The sequence below is a fragment of the Bradyrhizobium sp. SZCCHNRI3043 genome (assembly GCF_032377735.1).
GTDB lineage: Bacteria > Pseudomonadota > Alphaproteobacteria > Rhizobiales > Xanthobacteraceae > Bradyrhizobium.
This window is the reverse complement of sequence record NZ_JAUHID010000019.1, coordinates 91,479-107,218: the sequence shown is the minus strand read 5'-3', so window position 1 is coordinate 107,218 and position 15,740 is coordinate 91,479. Positions and strand designations below refer to the sequence as shown.

Genomic DNA, 15,740 nt, shown 5'->3' with positions numbered 1-15,740 from the left:
TCGATTCCCTTCGTCGTCGCCGCGCAGTCGCGCAAGACCGCGCTCTCGGTCGGCCTCGACGATCGCGGCCTGCTCGCGCCAGGCTACAAGGCGGATATCAACGTCATCGACTACGACCGGCTGCACCTGCATCCGCCCAAGGTGCATTACGACCTGCCGGTCGGCGGTCGCCGCCTGATGCAGGATGTCGACGGCTATGAGGCGACGATCGTGTCGGGCGTGGTGACGCGCAGGCAGGGCGAGGCGACGGGCGCGCGGCCGGGTCGACTGGTCAGGGGTGCGCGAAGCGGGGTGCAATAAGGGGAAAGCCAACCTGGACTTGCGCCGCATGACCCCAATGCGCGCCTCACATTCGGTGTCGTCCCGGGCAAGTCCCGACAATGCGCAGCATTGGCGGACGCCGACCCGGGACCCATACGCCGCGGCGGACGTGCTGGGCGAAAATGATTGACGATCGTGCCTCGAACAACTCCCTGGGGTTATGGATCCCGGATCTGCGCGCGCGTTCCGCGCGCTTGTCCGGGACGACAGCGAGGATTGATCGGCACGGCCTTGCCATAGCCAAACGACACTCGCAGCCGTCATGCCCCGCATAGGCGGGGCATCCAGCATCCGGCGGCTTATCGGCCCATGCACAACCGCCTCTGCATACTGAGTCCCCCGGTCAGGCCGGGGGACGACAGTCGAGATCATAGCAACCTGTGTTGCGCAAGGCCGCGTTAAGGCCGAGTTCTAAGGCAGCGCTCACGCAAATTCCGGCGCGACAGCCTGATGCGCCTGCAGGCGGGCGCGTTCGCTGTTCGGCCAGAGCAGGGCCAGGCCGAGGAGGCCGGAGATCACCATGATCACCGCGTTGATGGTGAAGCCCGACATGTAGCCTTCGAGCAGGCTGCCGGAGGCCTGGATCATCTTGCCCATCACGAGGGGCGCAACGATGCCGGCGAGCGTATAGAGCGCGCCGTAGATCGCCATGGCGGCGCCGCGCTGCGTGACCGGGGTGAATTCGCCGATCATCGGCGGGCAGACGACGTAGATCGAGCCGCACAATCCCGATCCGACCACGAGCAGTGCGATCTTTGCCGAAGCGGCGTCGACATGCGGCATCATCGCCATCAGCCCGCCGCCGATCACGAGCGGCGTCGCGCCGAGCACGCCACGGGCCATGCGCGTGGAGACGCCACGCGCCATCAGCGTCTGCGACACAAAGCCGGTGGTCAGCACCACGCACGCGCCGAAGATCCAGGGCAGGATCGAGATGAAGCCGGCCTGCTGCTGCGAGAAGCCGAGGCCTTTCACCAGAAACGGCGTGAACCAGGTCAGCCCGAGCGACAGCGCCCAATAGGCGCCGAAGGTCGCGGCGACGCAGCCGACGAAGGTCCGCGACGTCAGCAGTTGCAGATAGGGAACGCGCCGCTCGCGCAATCCGGCGAGCTCGACCTCCGCCAGCGGCCCTTCCTTGCCCAGCCACAGCCACGCCACGCTCCACATCAGCCCGACCACGCCGAGTGCGCCGAAGGCATAGTGCCAGCCGTGATTCACGATGATCCAGTTCAGCGCCGGCACCGCGAGAATGACGCCGAAGGCCGAGCCTTGCGACAGGATCGCCGTGGGCATCGCACGTTTCTCGTCGGGGAACCATTTGTAGACGGCGTGCACGGCGACCGACGCCGCGGGACCTTCGCCGGCGCCGAGAATGATGCGGCAGATCAGCAGCGTGGTGAAGCCGACGGTGCCGACCATCGGGAATTGCGCCAGCGCCCAGATCAGCGCCAGCACCAGCAGCACCCAGCGCGTCGGAACCCGGTTGACGACGAAGCCGACGACGATGGCCGAGATCGAGAACAGGAAGAAGAAGGACGAGCCCAGCAGGCCGAACTCCTCGGCGTTCAGATTAAGCTCGGTCATGATCGGCACGCCGGCGAGCCCGACCACGATCTTGTCGGCGAAGTTCACCAGCATGAACAGGAACAGCAGGAAGGTGATCTTCCAGGCGCCTTTCGGCGTCGCGCTTGCGCGGGATGTGCCCTTCAGCGTCGTTGGCGCGGCCATGGTCCTTCCCCATTCTGTCATGATCCGCCCCTGTCGTCCGGGCGTTTTGACGATGCTACCCACGAAGCGGCTTTGCAGGCAACCGGCTGGCGAGCTAACTTATTGCTGCAACGCGGGAATCCGCCCCCCTTGGGCTGCATCGCGATACCCTCGCAACCTGATTGCGCGCGGCCGGCATCACATCGGGGGCGTCACGAAGAACGAGCGCGTGATGTTCGCGTTGGCCCTTGTTATGTTGTGACGCAACAACCTCGATCATGCTCGTGCTCAGCGTCCGTCATCTCACCAAGTCCTATCGATCCGGCGGCGAGCCGATCCACGTCCTGCGTGGCGTCGACCTCGACGTCTCCTCCGGCGAGCGCGTCGCGCTGACCGGTGAATCCGGCTCCGGCAAGAGCACGCTGCTGCATCTCATCGCCGGGCTCGATGCCGCCGACGGCGGCGACATCCTGCTCGACGGCGCTTCGGTCGGCACGCTCGACGATGCTGGACGCGCGGCGGTCCGGCGCGAGCGGCTCGGCCTCGTGTTCCAGCAGTTCAATCTGGTGCCGAGCCTGTCGGTTCAGGACAATCTCAGTTTCCAGGCGCGGCTGGCCGGTCGACATGACCCGGCGTGGCACACCGAGCTTGTCGAGCGGCTCGGGCTGAAGTCGCTGCTCAAGCGCTATCCGGAGCAATTGTCGGGCGGACAGCAGCAGCGCGTCGCGATCGGCCGCGCGCTGGCCGTCAAGCCGGTCCTGCTGCTCGCGGACGAGCCGACCGGCAATCTCGACGAGGACACCGCCGACGAGGTGATGGCGCTGACGCGCGACCTCGTCGCGCGCACCGGCTGCGGCTTCCTGATGGTGACGCACAGCACCAGGCTCGCCGCAATGCTCGACCGCCATGTGCATCTGCATGCCGGACGCGTCGCATGAGACGCGCGCTCTGGATTCTGGCGGTGCTGCTCAGCCACTGGCGGCGGCATCCGATGCAGCTCGCGACCCTGCTGATCGGGCTGATCTCGGCCACGGCGCTGTGGAGCGGCGTGCAGGCGCTGAACCAGCAGGCGCGCAGCTCCTATGACCGCGCCGCCGCGGTCTTCGGCGGCGCGCGCACGCCGATGCTGGTCGCGACCGACGGCAAGATGCTGCCGCAGAGCGTGTTCGCGGAATTGCGCCGCGCCGGCTGGCCGGTGTCGCCGGTGCTCGAAGGCCGCGTGCAGATCGACGGCCGCTCGATCAGACTACTCGGCATCGAGCCGTTCAGCATTCCCAGGGAGGTCGGCGAAGCGCCGATGGTCGGCCGCAGCGAGCTCGAGGCGTTTCTGACACCACCGCATCGCACGCTGATCTCGCCGGAGACACTGGCCGATCTCGGACTCAAAGACGGCGCGATGCCGCGGCTCAGCAACGACGCCATGCTGCCGCCTTTGATGGCGCAGCAGCAGCTCGCACCCGGCGTGCTCGTGGTCGATATCAGCGACGCGCAGCGGCTGCTCGGCAAGCCCGGCCAGATTTCGCGGCTGCTGGTCGGCAAGACGCAAGGCCAGCGACAGCCGTTGCAGTCGTTGGCGGACGGCCGGCTGCAGCTCGTGCAGCCGGAGGCCGAGACCGACCTGGAGCGGCTGACCGACAGCTTCCACCTCAACCTCACCGCGTTCGGCCTGCTGTCCTTTGTCGTCGGCCTCTTCATCGTCAACTCCGCGATCGGGCTCGCCTTCGAGCAGCGCCTGCCGGTGTTGCGCACCCTGCGCGCCTGCGGCGTGTCGGCGCGCCAGCTCAATGGCGTGCTGATCGGCGAGCTCATCGCCTTCGCATTGGCGGCGGGCCTGGTCGGGCTGGTGTGCGGCTATTTCATCGCTGCGGCGCTGTTGCCGAACGTGGCAGCGTCGCTGCGCGGGCTGTATGGCGCGCAGGTGCCGGGCGAGCTGAGCCTGCAGCCCGAATGGTGGTTTGCGGGCCTCGTCATCAGCATCGCCGGCGCGCTCGCAGCCGCGACGACGAGCCTGATCAAATCGATGCGGCTGCCGATCCTCTCCACCGCGCAACCCTATGCCTGGCAGGAGGCGCAGCGGCGCTGGCTGCGATTGCAGAGCGCGGTCGCGCTCGCCTTCTTCGTTGCCGCCGGCCTGCTGCTGTGGCTCGGGCAGTCGCTGCTCGCCGGCTTCGGCGTGCTCGCAGCGATGATGCTCGGCGCCGCGCTGCTGCTGCCGGCGATCCTCGAGCTGGTGCTGCGGCTCGGCGAGCGCGGCGCGCGGGGAGCGCTGGCGCAATGGTTCTGGGCCGACAGCCGCCAGCAGATCTCGGGCCTGTCGCTGGCGCTGATGGCGCTGCTGATGGCGCTCGCCGTCAATGTCGGCGTGGCGACGATGGTGGAAACCTTCAGCCGCACCTTCCTGGTCTGGCTCGACGGCCGCCTCGCGGCCGACATCTACATCAGCGCGTCGGACGAAGCGCAGGCGCGCGACGTCCAGGCTTGGCTGCGCGCGCGGCCCGAGGTGCAGGCGGTGCTGCCGGGCGGCCGCGCCGAGGCGCAGCTTGCGGGCGCGCCGGTCGACATTCTCGGCCTGCCCGATCACGACACCTATCGCGACCACTGGCCGCTGCTGCAGGCCGTCGACAACGCGTGGAAGCAGTTGGTGCGTGGCGACGCCGGCTTCGTCAGCGAGCAGCTGGCGCGGCGGCTCAATCTATCCGTTGGCGACAGCCTGGACCTTCCCGCGCCCGGCGGCGATTGGCGCATCACCGTCGCCGGAATCTATGCCGACTACGGCAATCCCAAGGGCCAGATCACGGTCAACGTCGCCGCGCTGACACGCCGCTTCCCGGCGACGCCCATGACGCGCATGGCCGTGCGCGCGGCGGCCGCCGACGTGCCGGGGCTGATCACGGGGCTCACCAACAAGTTCGGCCTCGATAGTCGCAACGTCGTCGACCAGGCCACCGTGAAGCAGGAATCGAAACAGATCTTCAACCGCACCTTTGCGGTGACCGGCGCGCTCAACACCTTCACGCTCGGCGTCGCAGCGATCGCGCTGCTGACCAGCCTGCTGACCTTGGCGAACTCGCGGCTGCCGCAGCTCGCACCCTTATGGGCAATCGGGCTGACGCGGCGGCGGCTCGCCGAGGTCGAGCTGTTGAAGACGCTGTCGCTTGCCGGCCTCACCGCGCTGCTGGCGCTGCCGCTCGGGCTTGTGGTGGCGTGGTGCCTGATCGCGATCGTCAACGTCAAGGCATTCGGCTGGCGGCTGCCGTTCGACGTGTTTCCGTTGCAGCTCATTCGGCTCTTGCTCGTCACGCTCATCGCGGCGCTGATCGCCTCGCTGCTGCCGGTGCTGCGGCTGGCACGGATGCAGCCGGCCGATCTCGTCAGGACCTTCACCATTGAGCGCTAGAGCGACCATTTCGCGACGCATGCTGATCGGCGGGCTCGGCCTGCTGGCGCTGCCCCGCCTCGCGCGCGCGCAGGGCTTTGCGGGACTGAGCGATAGCGCCGACGGCTTTGCACCGGTGACGCCCGGACGAGAGTTCAGCTTCCCTGCGGATCACGGGCCGCACGACGATTTCCGAATCGAATGGTGGTACGTCACCGCCAACCTCGCCGATTCCAGCGGCAAGGCCTATGGCCTGCAATGGACCCTGTTCCGCTCGGCGGCCCGGCCGGGGCCGCAGGGCGAAGGCTTCGACAATCAGCAGCTCTGGATGGCGCATGCCGCGGTGACGCGTGCCGACAGTCACCGCTCGTCCGAGAAATTCGCGCGCGGCGGCGTCGGCCAGTCCGGCGTCGAGGCCAAGCCGTTCCAGGCCTGGATCGACGACTGGCAGCTGCGCGGCACCGCCGCGACCGACGATCGAGCGCTGGCGCCCCTGGACATGAGCGCCGTCGGGCCGGACTTCTCCTACGCACTGCATCTGGAGGCGGACCGTCCGGTGGTGCTGCAGGGCATCGGCGGCTACAGCCGCAAATCCGAGCGCGGCCAGGCGTCGTACTACTACAGCCAGCCGTTCTACCGCGCCCGAGGCCGCATCAGCTTCGACGATCAACCAGTCGAGGTCTCAGGGCTGGCCTGGCTCGACCGCGAATGGAGCAGCCAGCCGCTGGCCTCCGACCAGAGCGGCTGGGACTGGTTCGCGCTGCATTTTGCCGGCGGCGAGAAGCTGATGCTGTACCGGATGCGGCAGGGCAATGGCGACTACACATCGGGAACCTGGATCACGGCTGACGGCGCCTCGCATGCGCTCGGCCCCGGGGACATCGTCATGACGCCGACAGAGACGGTTGCGATCGGCGAGCGCAGGCTGCCGGTCGGCTGGCGTGTCGAAATATCAGCGCTCGGCATCGCCATCGACACCGCAGCGCTCAATCCAAACGCCTGGATGGGCACGCGCGTGCCCTATTGGGAAGGGCCGATCAGCTTCAAGGGCAGCCACACCGGGGTGGGCTATCTCGAACTGACCGGATATTAAGAAGCCGTCATCAGGGGGAACCGCGCATGTATCACTTCACCGCACTCGTCACCGTGCTCGCGCTCATGCTGTATTTCTACATGGCCGTCCGCGTCGCGCAGGCGCGCGCCAGGTTCGGCGTGAAGGCGCCCGCGACCACCGGCAATGCCGATTTCGAGCGCACCTTCCGCGTGCAGATGAATACGCTGGAATGGCTGCCGATCTTCCTGCCGGCACTGTGGCTGTTCGCGATCTATGTCAGCGATGTCATCGCCGCACTGATCGGCCTGGTCTGGATCGCCGGGCGCGGGATGTACATGGTGTCCTACGCCAGGGCCGCCGAGAAGCGCGGCCCCGGTTTTGGCGTGCAGGCCCTGGCAGGCTCGATCCTGCTGGTCGGTTCGCTCATCGCCATCCTCTGGCGCATGCTGCACGGCTGACCGCCCAGTCCCCCGCTGTCGTCCCTGCGAACGCAGGGACCCATAGCCACCGACGGATGTTTGTTGCGCGGCGGGTCGACGTGCAGCCTGCCCTGTTCAGAGATCACGCGGTATGGGCCCCGGCTTTCGCCGGGGCGACACCAATGTTCTGGCGCGCGATCACTTCGTCAGCGGACAGCCGCTCTCCTTGGCGGTGAAGAACGCCTTGTCGCCGGGCACCGTGGCGAGCTGCTTGTAGTAGTCCCACGGCTTCTTCGATTCGGACGGCTTCTTGACCTCGAACAGGTACATGTCGTGGACCATGCGGCCGTTGGCGAGCACCTTGCCTTGCGCGAAGGCGTCGTCGACCGGCAACTCCTTCAGCTTGGCCGCGACCGTATCGGAGTCCTTGGTTCCGGCGGCCTTGACGGCCTTCAGATAGGACAATGTCGCGGAATAGGTGCCGGCGTGGATCATGCTCGGCATCCGGCCGGTGCGCTTCATGAAGCGCTCGCTGAAGGCGCGGGACTTGTCGTCGCGATCCCAGTAGAAGCCTTCGGTGAGGATCAGGCCCTGCGCCGCCTCCAGCCCGAGGCCATGCACCTCCGACAAGGTCATCAGCAGGCCGGCGAGCTTCTGGCCGCCCTTGACGATGCCGAACTCGGCCGCCTGCTTGATCGAGTTGGTGGTGTCGAGGCCCGCATTGGCGAGCCCGATGATCTTCGCCTTCGAGCTCTGCGCCTGCAGCAGGAAGGACGAGAAGTCCGACGAGTTGAGCGGGATGCGCACCGAGCCCAGCACCTTGCCGCCCTTCGACGTCACGATGTCGCTGGTGTCCTTCTCCAGCGCATAGCCGAAGGCGTAGTCGGCGGTCATGAAGAACCAGGTATCGCCGCCGGACTCGACCAGCGCCCCGCCGGTGCCGACCGCGAGCGCGCGGGTGTCATAGGCCCAGTGGAAGCCGTAGGGCGTGCAGGCATCGCCTGATATGCGCGAGGTCGCGGCACCGACGACGATATCGATCTTCTTCTTTTCCTTCGACAGATCCTGGATGGCGAGCGCGACCGACGAGGTCGTCAGCTCCGTGATCATGTCGACCCCCTCGGTATCGTACCAGCGCCGCGCGATCGACGAGGCGAGGTCCGGCTTGTTCTGGTGGTCGGCGGTGACCAGCTCGACCTTCTGCCCCAGCACCTCGCCGCCGAAATCCTCGATCGCCATCCTGGCGGCCTCGACGGAGTACTTGCCGCCGTAGTCCGCGTAGACGCCGGACTGGTCGTTGAGGATGCCGATCTTGACCTGTGCCGACGCCGGCGCCGCCACGAGCAGCGCACCGACGGCAGCAACAGCCAGCAAGCCCGATTTCATATGATCTCTCCCGGAGTTTCTAGGCTTTGACATGTCATTCGTTGGAATGCCTAACCATGTTATGCCAGAACCCCGGCCGCGCCCATCCCTTCCCTCCTCAGCCAAAGGGCTGAGAGGCCTGTTGAGAGCCCGGAACCTGTCCGCTAGATTGGCCGCAAACAACGACATGCCGTCCCGTAAGGATGGTACGCGCGGAAGGAAACGGCCCGAGGGCGCGACGAGAACATCGTCGGCGTGACGTTTGCCCTGTGGCCCTCCACCACCGTACCTCCGGCCGGCGTCGGAAGGGAGGACACATGTACACCGGCAAGCACGCCCGGCTGCGCCCGTTGCAGCCCGCCTTCATCATGGCCTCGACCGGCGAGGCCGTGACCTATCGCGAGCTGGAGGCGCGCAGCAACCGGCTGGCGCATCTGTTCCGCAAGCGCGGCCTGAAGCGGCTCGACCACTATTCGATCTTCATGGAGAACAACAGCCGCTATCTGGAAGCGTGCGGCGCAGGCGAGCGCTCCGGGCTGTATTTCACCTGCGTGAACTCCTACCTCACGCCCGGCGAGCTGGCCTACATCCTCAACAACAGCCGGTCGCGGCTTCTGATCACCTCCCTCGCCAAGCTCGAGGTCGCGCGCGAGGCGCTGAAGGAGGCGCCCGACATCGAGCTCTGCATCGTCGCCGACGGCCCCGGCGAGAGCGAGCGGATCGTCGGCCTCGCGGAGGCCACCGCCGGCCTGCCGGCGACGCCGATTGCCGACGAATGCGTCGGCACCGCGATGCTCTATTCCTCCGGCACCACGGGCCGGCCGAAGGGCATCCTGCGGCCGCTGCCCGAGCAGCCGCCAGTGCAGCAGCTGCCGATCTTCGATTTCCTGGAGAAGCTGTGGCGCTATCGCGAAGGCATGATCTATCTGTCGCCGGCGCCGCTCTATCACTCCGCACCGCAGGCCGCGGTCAACCTCACCATCCGCGTCGGCGGCACCGCCATCATCATGGAGACGTTCGACCCCGAGCGCTACCTGCAACTGGTCGAGCAATGGGGCATCACGCATACGCAATTGGTACCGACGATGTTCTCGCGCATGCTGAAACTGCCGGAACAGATCCGCACGCGCTATGACCTCTCCTCGCTCGAAGTCGCGATCCATGCCGCCGCGCCGTGCCCGGCACAGGTCAAGGAGGACATGATCAAATGGTGGGGGCCGATCATCCACGAATATTACGGCGCCACCGAAGGCCTCGGCTTCACCGCCTGCGACAGCGCGGAATGGCTCGCGCATCGCGGCACCGTCGGCAAGGTGCTGTTCGGCGACCTGCACATCCTCGATGAGAACATGCAGCCGTGCCCGACCGGAACGGCCGGCACGGTGTGGTTCAAGACCGGATCGCCGTTCGAGTATTTCAACGACCCCGAGCGCACCAAGGAGGCACGCTCGGCCGACGGCACGATGAGCACGGTCGGCGACGTCGGCTATGTCGATGCCGACGGCTATCTCTATCTCACCGATCGCGCCACCTTCATGATCATCTCCGGCGGCGTGAACATCTATCCGCAGGAATGCGAGAACCTGCTGATCACGCATCCGAAGGTCGCCGATGCCGCCGTGTTCGGCGTGCCCAATTCCGATCTCGGCGAGGAGGTGAAGGCGGTGGTCCAGCCGATGTCGGGCATCATGCCTGGGCCTGAGCTGGAAGAGGAGCTGATCGCGTTCTGCCGGCAATCGCTGTCGCGACAGAAGGTGCCGCGCTCGATCGATTTCGAGAAGGAGCTGCCGCGGCTGCCGACCGGCAAGCTCTACAAGCGTCTGCTGCGCGACCGCTATTGGGGCAACAAGACTTCTAGGATCGTGTAGGGCGGCACGACCTCGGATTGATCCTGGTCAAGCGCGCGCGATGCCGCGCAGCTATTCTTCGCTGATTGCGATCGCAGCACGAGACGACGACATGCGCGCTCATCAAATCATGACCAGATCCGTGATCGCGGTGACGCCCGGAACCCCGGTGGCCGAGGCGGCGCGGATCATGCTGCGCAACCACATCGGCGGGCTGCCGGTGGTCGACGCGTCCGGCACGCTCGTCGGCATGGTCACGGACGGTGATTTCCTGCGCCGCGCCGAGCTCGGCACCGAACACAGGCAAGGCCGCTGGCTCGACCTCCTGGTCGGCCGCGGCCGCATCGGCGCCGACTTCGTCCATTCCCACGGCCGTACGGTCGGCGACATCATGAGCCAGCCTCCGGTCACAGTCAGCGCCGATGCCAGCCTGGCGGAGATCGCCGAGATCATGGAGAAGCGCAACATCAAGCGTCTCCCTGTGATGAGTGGCGACCGGCTGGTCGGCGTGGTGACACACACGGATTTCCTGCAAACCGTGGCCGACCTCGCCACTGCCGTTCCGGGCCCCACCCCCGACGATGACGGGATCCGCAGCGCCATTCTCGATTCGCTCGACCAGGCCGCCTGCAAGCATTGCCGCTTCAACGTCGTCGTCCGCAACGGCATCGCGCATCTCACGGGCGCGGTTCGCAACGAGAAGGAGCGGGCCACGGCGATCGTGGCGGCCAAGAGCGTCCAGGGCGTCAGGAACGTGCGCGACCACATGTGGGTCTATCCGCCGCCGGAGGACGAGTTCGGCGGCGGTGACATCGTCTCGCTGCAGGACCAGCCGTCGACCGACGACGACCAACCGCTGTGAGGAGAGCCGGGCGTGCGACGTGCCTCCGTACCATCACTGCTGCTGCTGGTCCTGCTCTCCGCCTCGGCGGCCGCCGAGGATCTCGACCACGGCCGCCGGCTCGCCGAGCGCTGGTGCGCCGCCTGCCATGCGGTGGCCACCGAGCCGACCAAGTTCCGCCGCGCCCGGCCGTTTGTCGCCATCGCGGCCAGGGACGGAGTGACGAAGGACATGCTGGTCAAGTTCCTCCTGCTTCCCCACGCGACGATGGCCAACAATCCGCTCAGTGCGAACGATGCGACCGACCTGGCAGGCTATATCCTCAGCCTTAGGAAGTAGTTGCTGCCAAATTCGCCTTTGGATTGCGCCGCCGCCCCGTGATCGGCGGCGTCCGGACGCAAGAGTGGGCCCTGGCGCCCGATGATACGGCACCTTCGCCGGCAATTTAGCAAGATCCTCCGGAACGAAACGCTCAAGCCTGCGTTCTGTGTGTTCGCCGTCGTGAGCTGGAGCACGTCGCATGGCCCCAAACGGGTCTGCTGACGGCAAATCGCCCTGTCCTCGTTGCCGGGAAGACCAACAACAAGCAGCGATCGAGATAGCCCTTGCATTTGCACACAAACAAGTTGGTAATCTGGTGCACGGCGTCTTCTCTACCGACCTGTTAGCAAGGAGCCTGCGACGTGCACGGAATGCCCGGCGCCTCCCCCGCCCCACGCGCGACCGACGACGACACGGCCTATCTGGCGGCGATCGTGGAGTCCTCGGCCGACGCCATTGTCAGCACCACCGCCGACGGCGTCATCCGCAGTTGGAACGCGGCCAGCGAGCGGATGCTGGGGTTCACCGCGGCTGAAATGATCGGCAGATCCGTCTCCGAGATCGTTCCCCCCGAGCTGGCGGAAGAGGCGAACGCCTTGCGCGCCAGGGTCAACGCGGGCGAAGCGGTCGAGAGCTTCGAGACCGTCCGGCTGACCAAGCAGGGACGCCCGATCGAGGTCTCCATCACGTTTTCACCGATCCGCAGCAGCACCGGCGTGATCGTCGGCATCTCCGGAATCATCCGCGACGTCACGCTGTCGAAGAAGGCCGAGCGTGCGGCGGCGATGCTCGCGGCCATCGTCGCCTCGTCCTCGGACGGCGTCGTCAGCAAGACGCTGGACGGCACGATCACCAGCTGGAACAAGAGCGCCGAACGCATCTTCGGCTTCTCGGAAGGCGAGATGATCAACCGCTCGATCCGCACGATCATCCCGCAGGAGCGCCAGGCCGAGGAGGACCGGATCCTCGCCACCGTCCTATCCGGCGCGATCATCGACAATTTCGAGACCATCCGCCTGCGCAAGGATGGTGCGCTCATCGACGTGTCGGTCACGGTCTCGCCGGTCCGGGATTCGAGCGGCCGGATCATCGGCGCCTCCAAGATCGTGCGTGACATCACCGACAAGCGCCAGACAAGGGAGCAGTTGCGCACCCTGCTGGCCGAGGTGAACCACCGCAGCAAGAACCTGCTGTCGCTGGTGCAGGCGATCGCCCGGCAGATGACCCGTCACGGCCGCCAGCTCGACCTCAACCGCTTTCTGGAGCGCCTGCAGGCGATCGCGAGCAATCAGGATCTCCTGATTCAGAACGATTGGCGTTTCATTCCACTCGGCGGCCTGGTCCGCTCGCAGCTCGGGGCGTTCAGCGACTTGATCGGCGACCGCATCGCGATCGACGGACCGCCGATCGAGCTGACGCCAGAGGCCGCGCAGTCGATCGGCATGGCGGTCCACGAGCTCGCCACCAACGCCGCCAAATATGGTGCGCTGTCGAACCACGACGGACGGATCGCGGTCCGCTGGACGCGCATCGACGACAGCTTCGACATGACCTGGGTCGAAAGCGGCGGACCTGAGGTCGCGCCGCCCGAGCACACCGGCTTCGGCAGCCGGGTGATTTCCGACCTGGTGCGCGCTGGCCTGGATGGATCGGTCGAGGTCCAGTTCCTGCCGGCCGGACTGCGCTGGCACCTGAGGTGCCCCCTGCAACGCCTCAGCCGCGACCATCATCATGCGCGCCAGTGAGAAGACTCACCTCCTGATCGTCGAGGACGATCCCCTGATCGGCTTCGACCTCGCGGTCGAGCTCGAAGCCGCCGGATTCACGGTGGTCGGCGTGGCGCCGACCGTGCACAAAGCCCTCCATCTGCTCGAGCGGAATCACTGCGATCTTGCCGTGCTCGACGTCAATCTCGGGCGGGAAACATCGGCGCCGATCGCGCGCGCTTTGGCCGCGGCCGGCGTGCCCTTCGTCGCCGTCACCGGCTATTCCGTCGATCAATGCCCGGAAGAATTCGCCACGGCACCGCTGCTGTCGAAGCCGTTCCAGACGTCACGGCTGGTCGCGGCGCTGAGGCGGCAATTGCATCCGTGAGGCGCGCGTCGGCCGCGCAACAGAGCCACGATCGGCATTGTTGCCGTTTGAAGGATTAGGGGTCGGCACCGCGCCCTTGAAACAGCGCAGTTGATTTCACGTCTTTGATGGCAGAATTGCCCCCTCGCCTCGACAGCAATGCACTCCCCTCCCCCTTGCGAGGAGGGGTCGCGGGTGGGGGTCCACGTGTCGCGCTCCACGTGATCTGCGCTCCCACCGTGGACGATGTCGACGATGATCTGCGCAACCGGCGAACCGCCTACTTTGAGTGTTGCAGAATGCAGCGGCGGGACGCTGCATGTCGCGAAGCGATGCCTCCGTGAGAATATCGAAGTCGCATACAACAGAGTTCAGCGCGCGCGGACCCCCGCCCCGCAAGCGGGAGAGAGGTGCAGCATGCCTCGAGCTAACTCACGCCCACTTGCGCGACGATCAGCCCGCAATCTCCACCACGATCCGACCCGTCGTCACCTGGTCGCCCTCGGCTACCTCGATCGCGGTCACCGTTCCTGCGATGCCAGCAGTATGAACGTGCTCCATCTTCATCGCCTCGAGCGTCACCACCGGCTGTCCCACAGCCACGCTGTCGCCCGGCTTCACCAGCACCGCGACCACGCGACCGTTCAGGGCCGCACGGACCTTGCCATCGCCTCCGGTGGCGGCCGAGGATTGCGGCCTCGCCAACGTCAGATCGCGCACTGCCAGCGTCTGACGGCGATGCTGGACGAACAGCCGATCGTCGTCACGGACGAAGCGCGCGCTCTCGACGATCTCGGCGTGATGAACGCGGATCGTGTCATCAGTGAGCGATACGATCTCGAAGCGATGCTCTGCATCGCCACGCGTCACGCGATAGCTTCCGTCACGCTCGCACAGTAGCTCGCACTCGGCCACCTCGCCGGCGATCTCGAACCGGAGCGGCGTCGCGAAGGCGGCCGCGAGCGAGCGGCCGCGGCGGACGGGATGTGCGAGCGGATGGCTGACGGAGAGCAGCAGCGCGACCGGCGCGAGGTCTGCCGCTTCGACGGCCGGCGCACGCAACTCGTCACGATGCGCCGCGATGAATGCGGTGGTTGCCTTGCCCGCGGCGAAGGCCGGATGCCGCAGACATGAAATCAGGAAGGCCCGGTTGGTCGGGACGCCCAAAGCAACGGCCTGCTCCAATCCGGCGATCAGCCTTGCGCGCGCCTCCTCACGAGTCGCAGCATGGCTGATCAGCTTGGCGATCATCGAATCGTAGTGCGGCGGGATCTCCGCGCCGGACTCCAGCGCATGCTCGACCCGGATCATCCCCGGCATCTGCCACAGCGCCATCCGCCCCGATTGCGGCATGAAGTCGTGCGCGGCATCCTCGGAGCATAGCCGCACCTCGATCGCATGACCCGAGAAGCTGATCTGGTCCTGGCGCAACGGCAGAGGCTCGCCGGCGGCGACACGCAATTGCCACTCGACGAGATCGAGTCCCGTCAGGGCCTCCGTCACGGGATGCTCGACCTGCAGCCGCGTGTTCATCTCCATGAAGTAGAACTGGCCGTCGGCATCGAGCAGGAACTCCAGCGTGCCGGCGCCCTCATAGCCGAGCGCCTTCACCGCCTGCACCGCCACGGCGCCCATGCGCGCGCGCAGCTCCTGCCCGACCGCGGGCGACGGCGCCTCCTCGATCAGCTTCTGGTGCCGGCGCTGCACCGAGCAGTCGCGCTCGCCGAGATGGACGGCATTGCCGTGGCTATCGCCGAATACCTGGATCTCGATGTGGCGCGGATTGGCGATCGCCTTCTCGAGGATGACGGTGCCGTCGCCGAACGCCGTCGCCGCTTCCGAGCGGGCGCTGCGCAGCAGGTCGGGAAAGGCGTCCGCATCCGTCACAAGCCGCATGCCGCGGCCGCCACCACCGGCGACGGCCTTGATCATTACCGGGAAACCAATGCGGCGCGCCTCGCGCAGCATCGCGTCGTCGCCCTGGTCCTCGCCCTGATAGCCGGGTACGCAGGGCACGCCGGCGCAACTCATGATCACCTTGGCGCCGGCCTTGTTGCCCATCGCCTTGATCGCCTCGGGCGATGGCCCGATGAACACCAGACCGGCCTCCTTGCACGCTTGCGCAAAATCCTCGTTCTCGGCGAGAAAGCCATAACCGGGATGCACGGCATCCGCGCCAGTCGCCTTTGCGGCGGCGATGATCGCTGCGATGTTGAGATAGGACTGTGCGGGCGGCGGCGCGCCGACGCGGACGGCCTGATCGGCGAGCCGCACATGCGGCGCATCGGAATCGGCGTCCGAATAGACCGCGACCACGCCGTGGCCCAGCCGGCGCGCGGTGCGCATGATCCGCAAGCCGATCTCACCGCGGTTGGCGATCAGCACCTTGTGGAACGGCCTGCGTTGCATTCCCGGC

13 protein-coding genes are annotated in these 15,740 nt (G+C 66.7%); 10 read left to right on the top strand and 3 right to left on the bottom strand.

Annotation, left to right across the window (positions count from 1 at the left end; translation table 11 throughout):
* The coding region (locus QX124_RS27240; protein ID WP_315798785.1) for an amidohydrolase family protein at positions 1–300 on the top strand (300 nt) is incomplete at its 5' end.
* A gap of 444 nt (positions 301–744) precedes the next feature.
* Here QX124_RS27240 and QX124_RS27235 read toward each other — a convergent pair.
* Positions 745–2,049, bottom strand: coding sequence for an MFS transporter (locus QX124_RS27235; protein WP_315798784.1), 1,305 nt, complete (start codon positions 2,047–2,049; stop codon positions 745–747).
* 257 nt (positions 2,050–2,306) lie between these two features.
* Between QX124_RS27235 and QX124_RS27230 the strand changes: the two genes are divergently transcribed.
* The 4 genes from QX124_RS27230 to QX124_RS27215 are packed head-to-tail and all read left to right on the top strand — an operon-like array spanning position 2,307 to position 6,916.
* A complete protein-coding gene (locus QX124_RS27230; protein ID WP_315740573.1) occupies positions 2,307–2,966 on the top strand; it encodes an ABC transporter ATP-binding protein in 660 nt (219 codons plus the stop codon).
* Positions 2,963–5,425, top strand: coding sequence for an ABC transporter permease (locus tag QX124_RS27225; RefSeq protein ID WP_315798783.1), 2,463 nt, complete (start codon positions 2,963–2,965; stop codon positions 5,423–5,425). The genes QX124_RS27230 and QX124_RS27225 overlap by 4 nt, the downstream gene beginning before the upstream one ends.
* Positions 5,415–6,497 (top strand): lipocalin-like domain-containing protein, encoded by a 1,083-nt coding sequence (locus tag QX124_RS27220; RefSeq protein ID WP_315798782.1) that lies wholly within the window; start codon positions 5,415–5,417, stop codon positions 6,495–6,497. The genes QX124_RS27225 and QX124_RS27220 overlap by 11 nt, the downstream gene beginning before the upstream one ends.
* Positions 6,498–6,523: 26 nt before the next feature.
* Positions 6,524–6,916, top strand: coding sequence for an MAPEG family protein (locus QX124_RS27215; protein WP_315798781.1), 393 nt, complete (start codon positions 6,524–6,526; stop codon positions 6,914–6,916).
* Between the two features lie 159 nt (positions 6,917–7,075).
* Here the strand turns inward: QX124_RS27215 and QX124_RS27210 are convergent, their stop codons facing one another.
* Positions 7,076–8,263: an ABC transporter substrate-binding protein gene (locus QX124_RS27210; protein ID WP_315798780.1), complete on the bottom strand. Its 1,188-nt coding sequence runs from the start codon at positions 8,261–8,263 to the stop codon at positions 7,076–7,078.
* A gap of 296 nt (positions 8,264–8,559) precedes the next feature.
* Between QX124_RS27210 and QX124_RS27205 the strand changes: the two genes are divergently transcribed.
* The 5 genes from QX124_RS27205 to QX124_RS27185 all read left to right on the top strand — a co-directional run bounded on the left by QX124_RS27205 (position 8,560) and on the right by QX124_RS27185 (position 13,345).
* Positions 8,560–10,110 (top strand): AMP-binding protein, encoded by a 1,551-nt coding sequence (locus QX124_RS27205; protein WP_315798779.1) that lies wholly within the window; start codon positions 8,560–8,562, stop codon positions 10,108–10,110.
* Positions 10,111–10,201: 91 nt separating this feature from the next.
* Positions 10,202–10,951 carry a CBS domain-containing protein gene (locus QX124_RS27200; protein WP_315798778.1) on the top strand — a complete coding sequence of 250 codons (750 nt, stop codon included), beginning with the start codon at positions 10,202–10,204 and terminating at the stop codon, positions 10,949–10,951.
* Positions 10,952–10,963: 12 nt separating this feature from the next.
* Positions 10,964–11,269: a cytochrome c gene (locus QX124_RS27195; RefSeq protein WP_315773747.1), complete on the top strand. Its 306-nt coding sequence runs from the start codon at positions 10,964–10,966 to the stop codon at positions 11,267–11,269.
* Positions 11,270–11,613: 344 nt separating this feature from the next.
* Positions 11,614–12,996, top strand: a complete 1,383-nt coding sequence (locus QX124_RS27190) for a PAS domain S-box protein (protein ID WP_315798777.1) — start codon at positions 11,614–11,616, stop codon at positions 12,994–12,996.
* On the top strand, positions 12,983–13,345 hold the full coding sequence (locus QX124_RS27185; protein ID WP_315740582.1) for a response regulator: 363 nt from the start codon (positions 12,983–12,985) through the stop codon (positions 13,343–13,345). Before QX124_RS27190 ends, QX124_RS27185 begins: the two co-directional genes overlap by 14 nt.
* Positions 13,346–13,777: 432 nt before the next feature.
* On the opposite strand, the gene QX124_RS27180 is transcribed toward QX124_RS27185, so the two are convergent.
* Entirely contained in the window at positions 13,778–15,733 is a 1,956-nt protein-coding gene (locus tag QX124_RS27180) for an acetyl-CoA carboxylase biotin carboxylase subunit (RefSeq protein WP_315798776.1), read from the bottom strand.
* Positions 15,734–15,740 lie beyond the last annotated feature (7 nt).

Bases quoted from the DNA above. Each gene is read 5' to 3' on its own strand.
- QX124_RS27235 (WP_315798784.1), bottom strand. From the start codon at position 2,049: ATGGCCGCGCCAACGACGCTGAAGGGCACATCCCGCGCAAGCGCGACG.
- QX124_RS27230 (WP_315740573.1), top strand. From the start codon at position 2,307: ATGCTCGTGCTCAGCGTCCGTCATCTCACCAAGTCCTATCGATCCGGC.
- QX124_RS27225 (WP_315798783.1), top strand. From the start codon at position 2,963: ATGAGACGCGCGCTCTGGATTCTGGCGGTGCTGCTCAGCCACTGGCGG.
- QX124_RS27215 (WP_315798781.1), top strand. From the start codon at position 6,524: ATGTATCACTTCACCGCACTCGTCACCGTGCTCGCGCTCATGCTGTAT.
- QX124_RS27210 (WP_315798780.1), bottom strand. From the start codon at position 8,263: ATGAAATCGGGCTTGCTGGCTGTTGCTGCCGTCGGTGCGCTGCTCGTG.
- QX124_RS27205 (WP_315798779.1), top strand. From the start codon at position 8,560: ATGTACACCGGCAAGCACGCCCGGCTGCGCCCGTTGCAGCCCGCCTTC.
- QX124_RS27200 (WP_315798778.1), top strand. From the start codon at position 10,202: ATGCGCGCTCATCAAATCATGACCAGATCCGTGATCGCGGTGACGCCC.
- QX124_RS27185 (WP_315740582.1), top strand. From the start codon at position 12,983: ATGCGCGCCAGTGAGAAGACTCACCTCCTGATCGTCGAGGACGATCCC.
- QX124_RS27180 (WP_315798776.1), bottom strand. From the start codon at position 15,733: ATGCAACGCAGGCCGTTCCACAAGGTGCTGATCGCCAACCGCGGTGAG.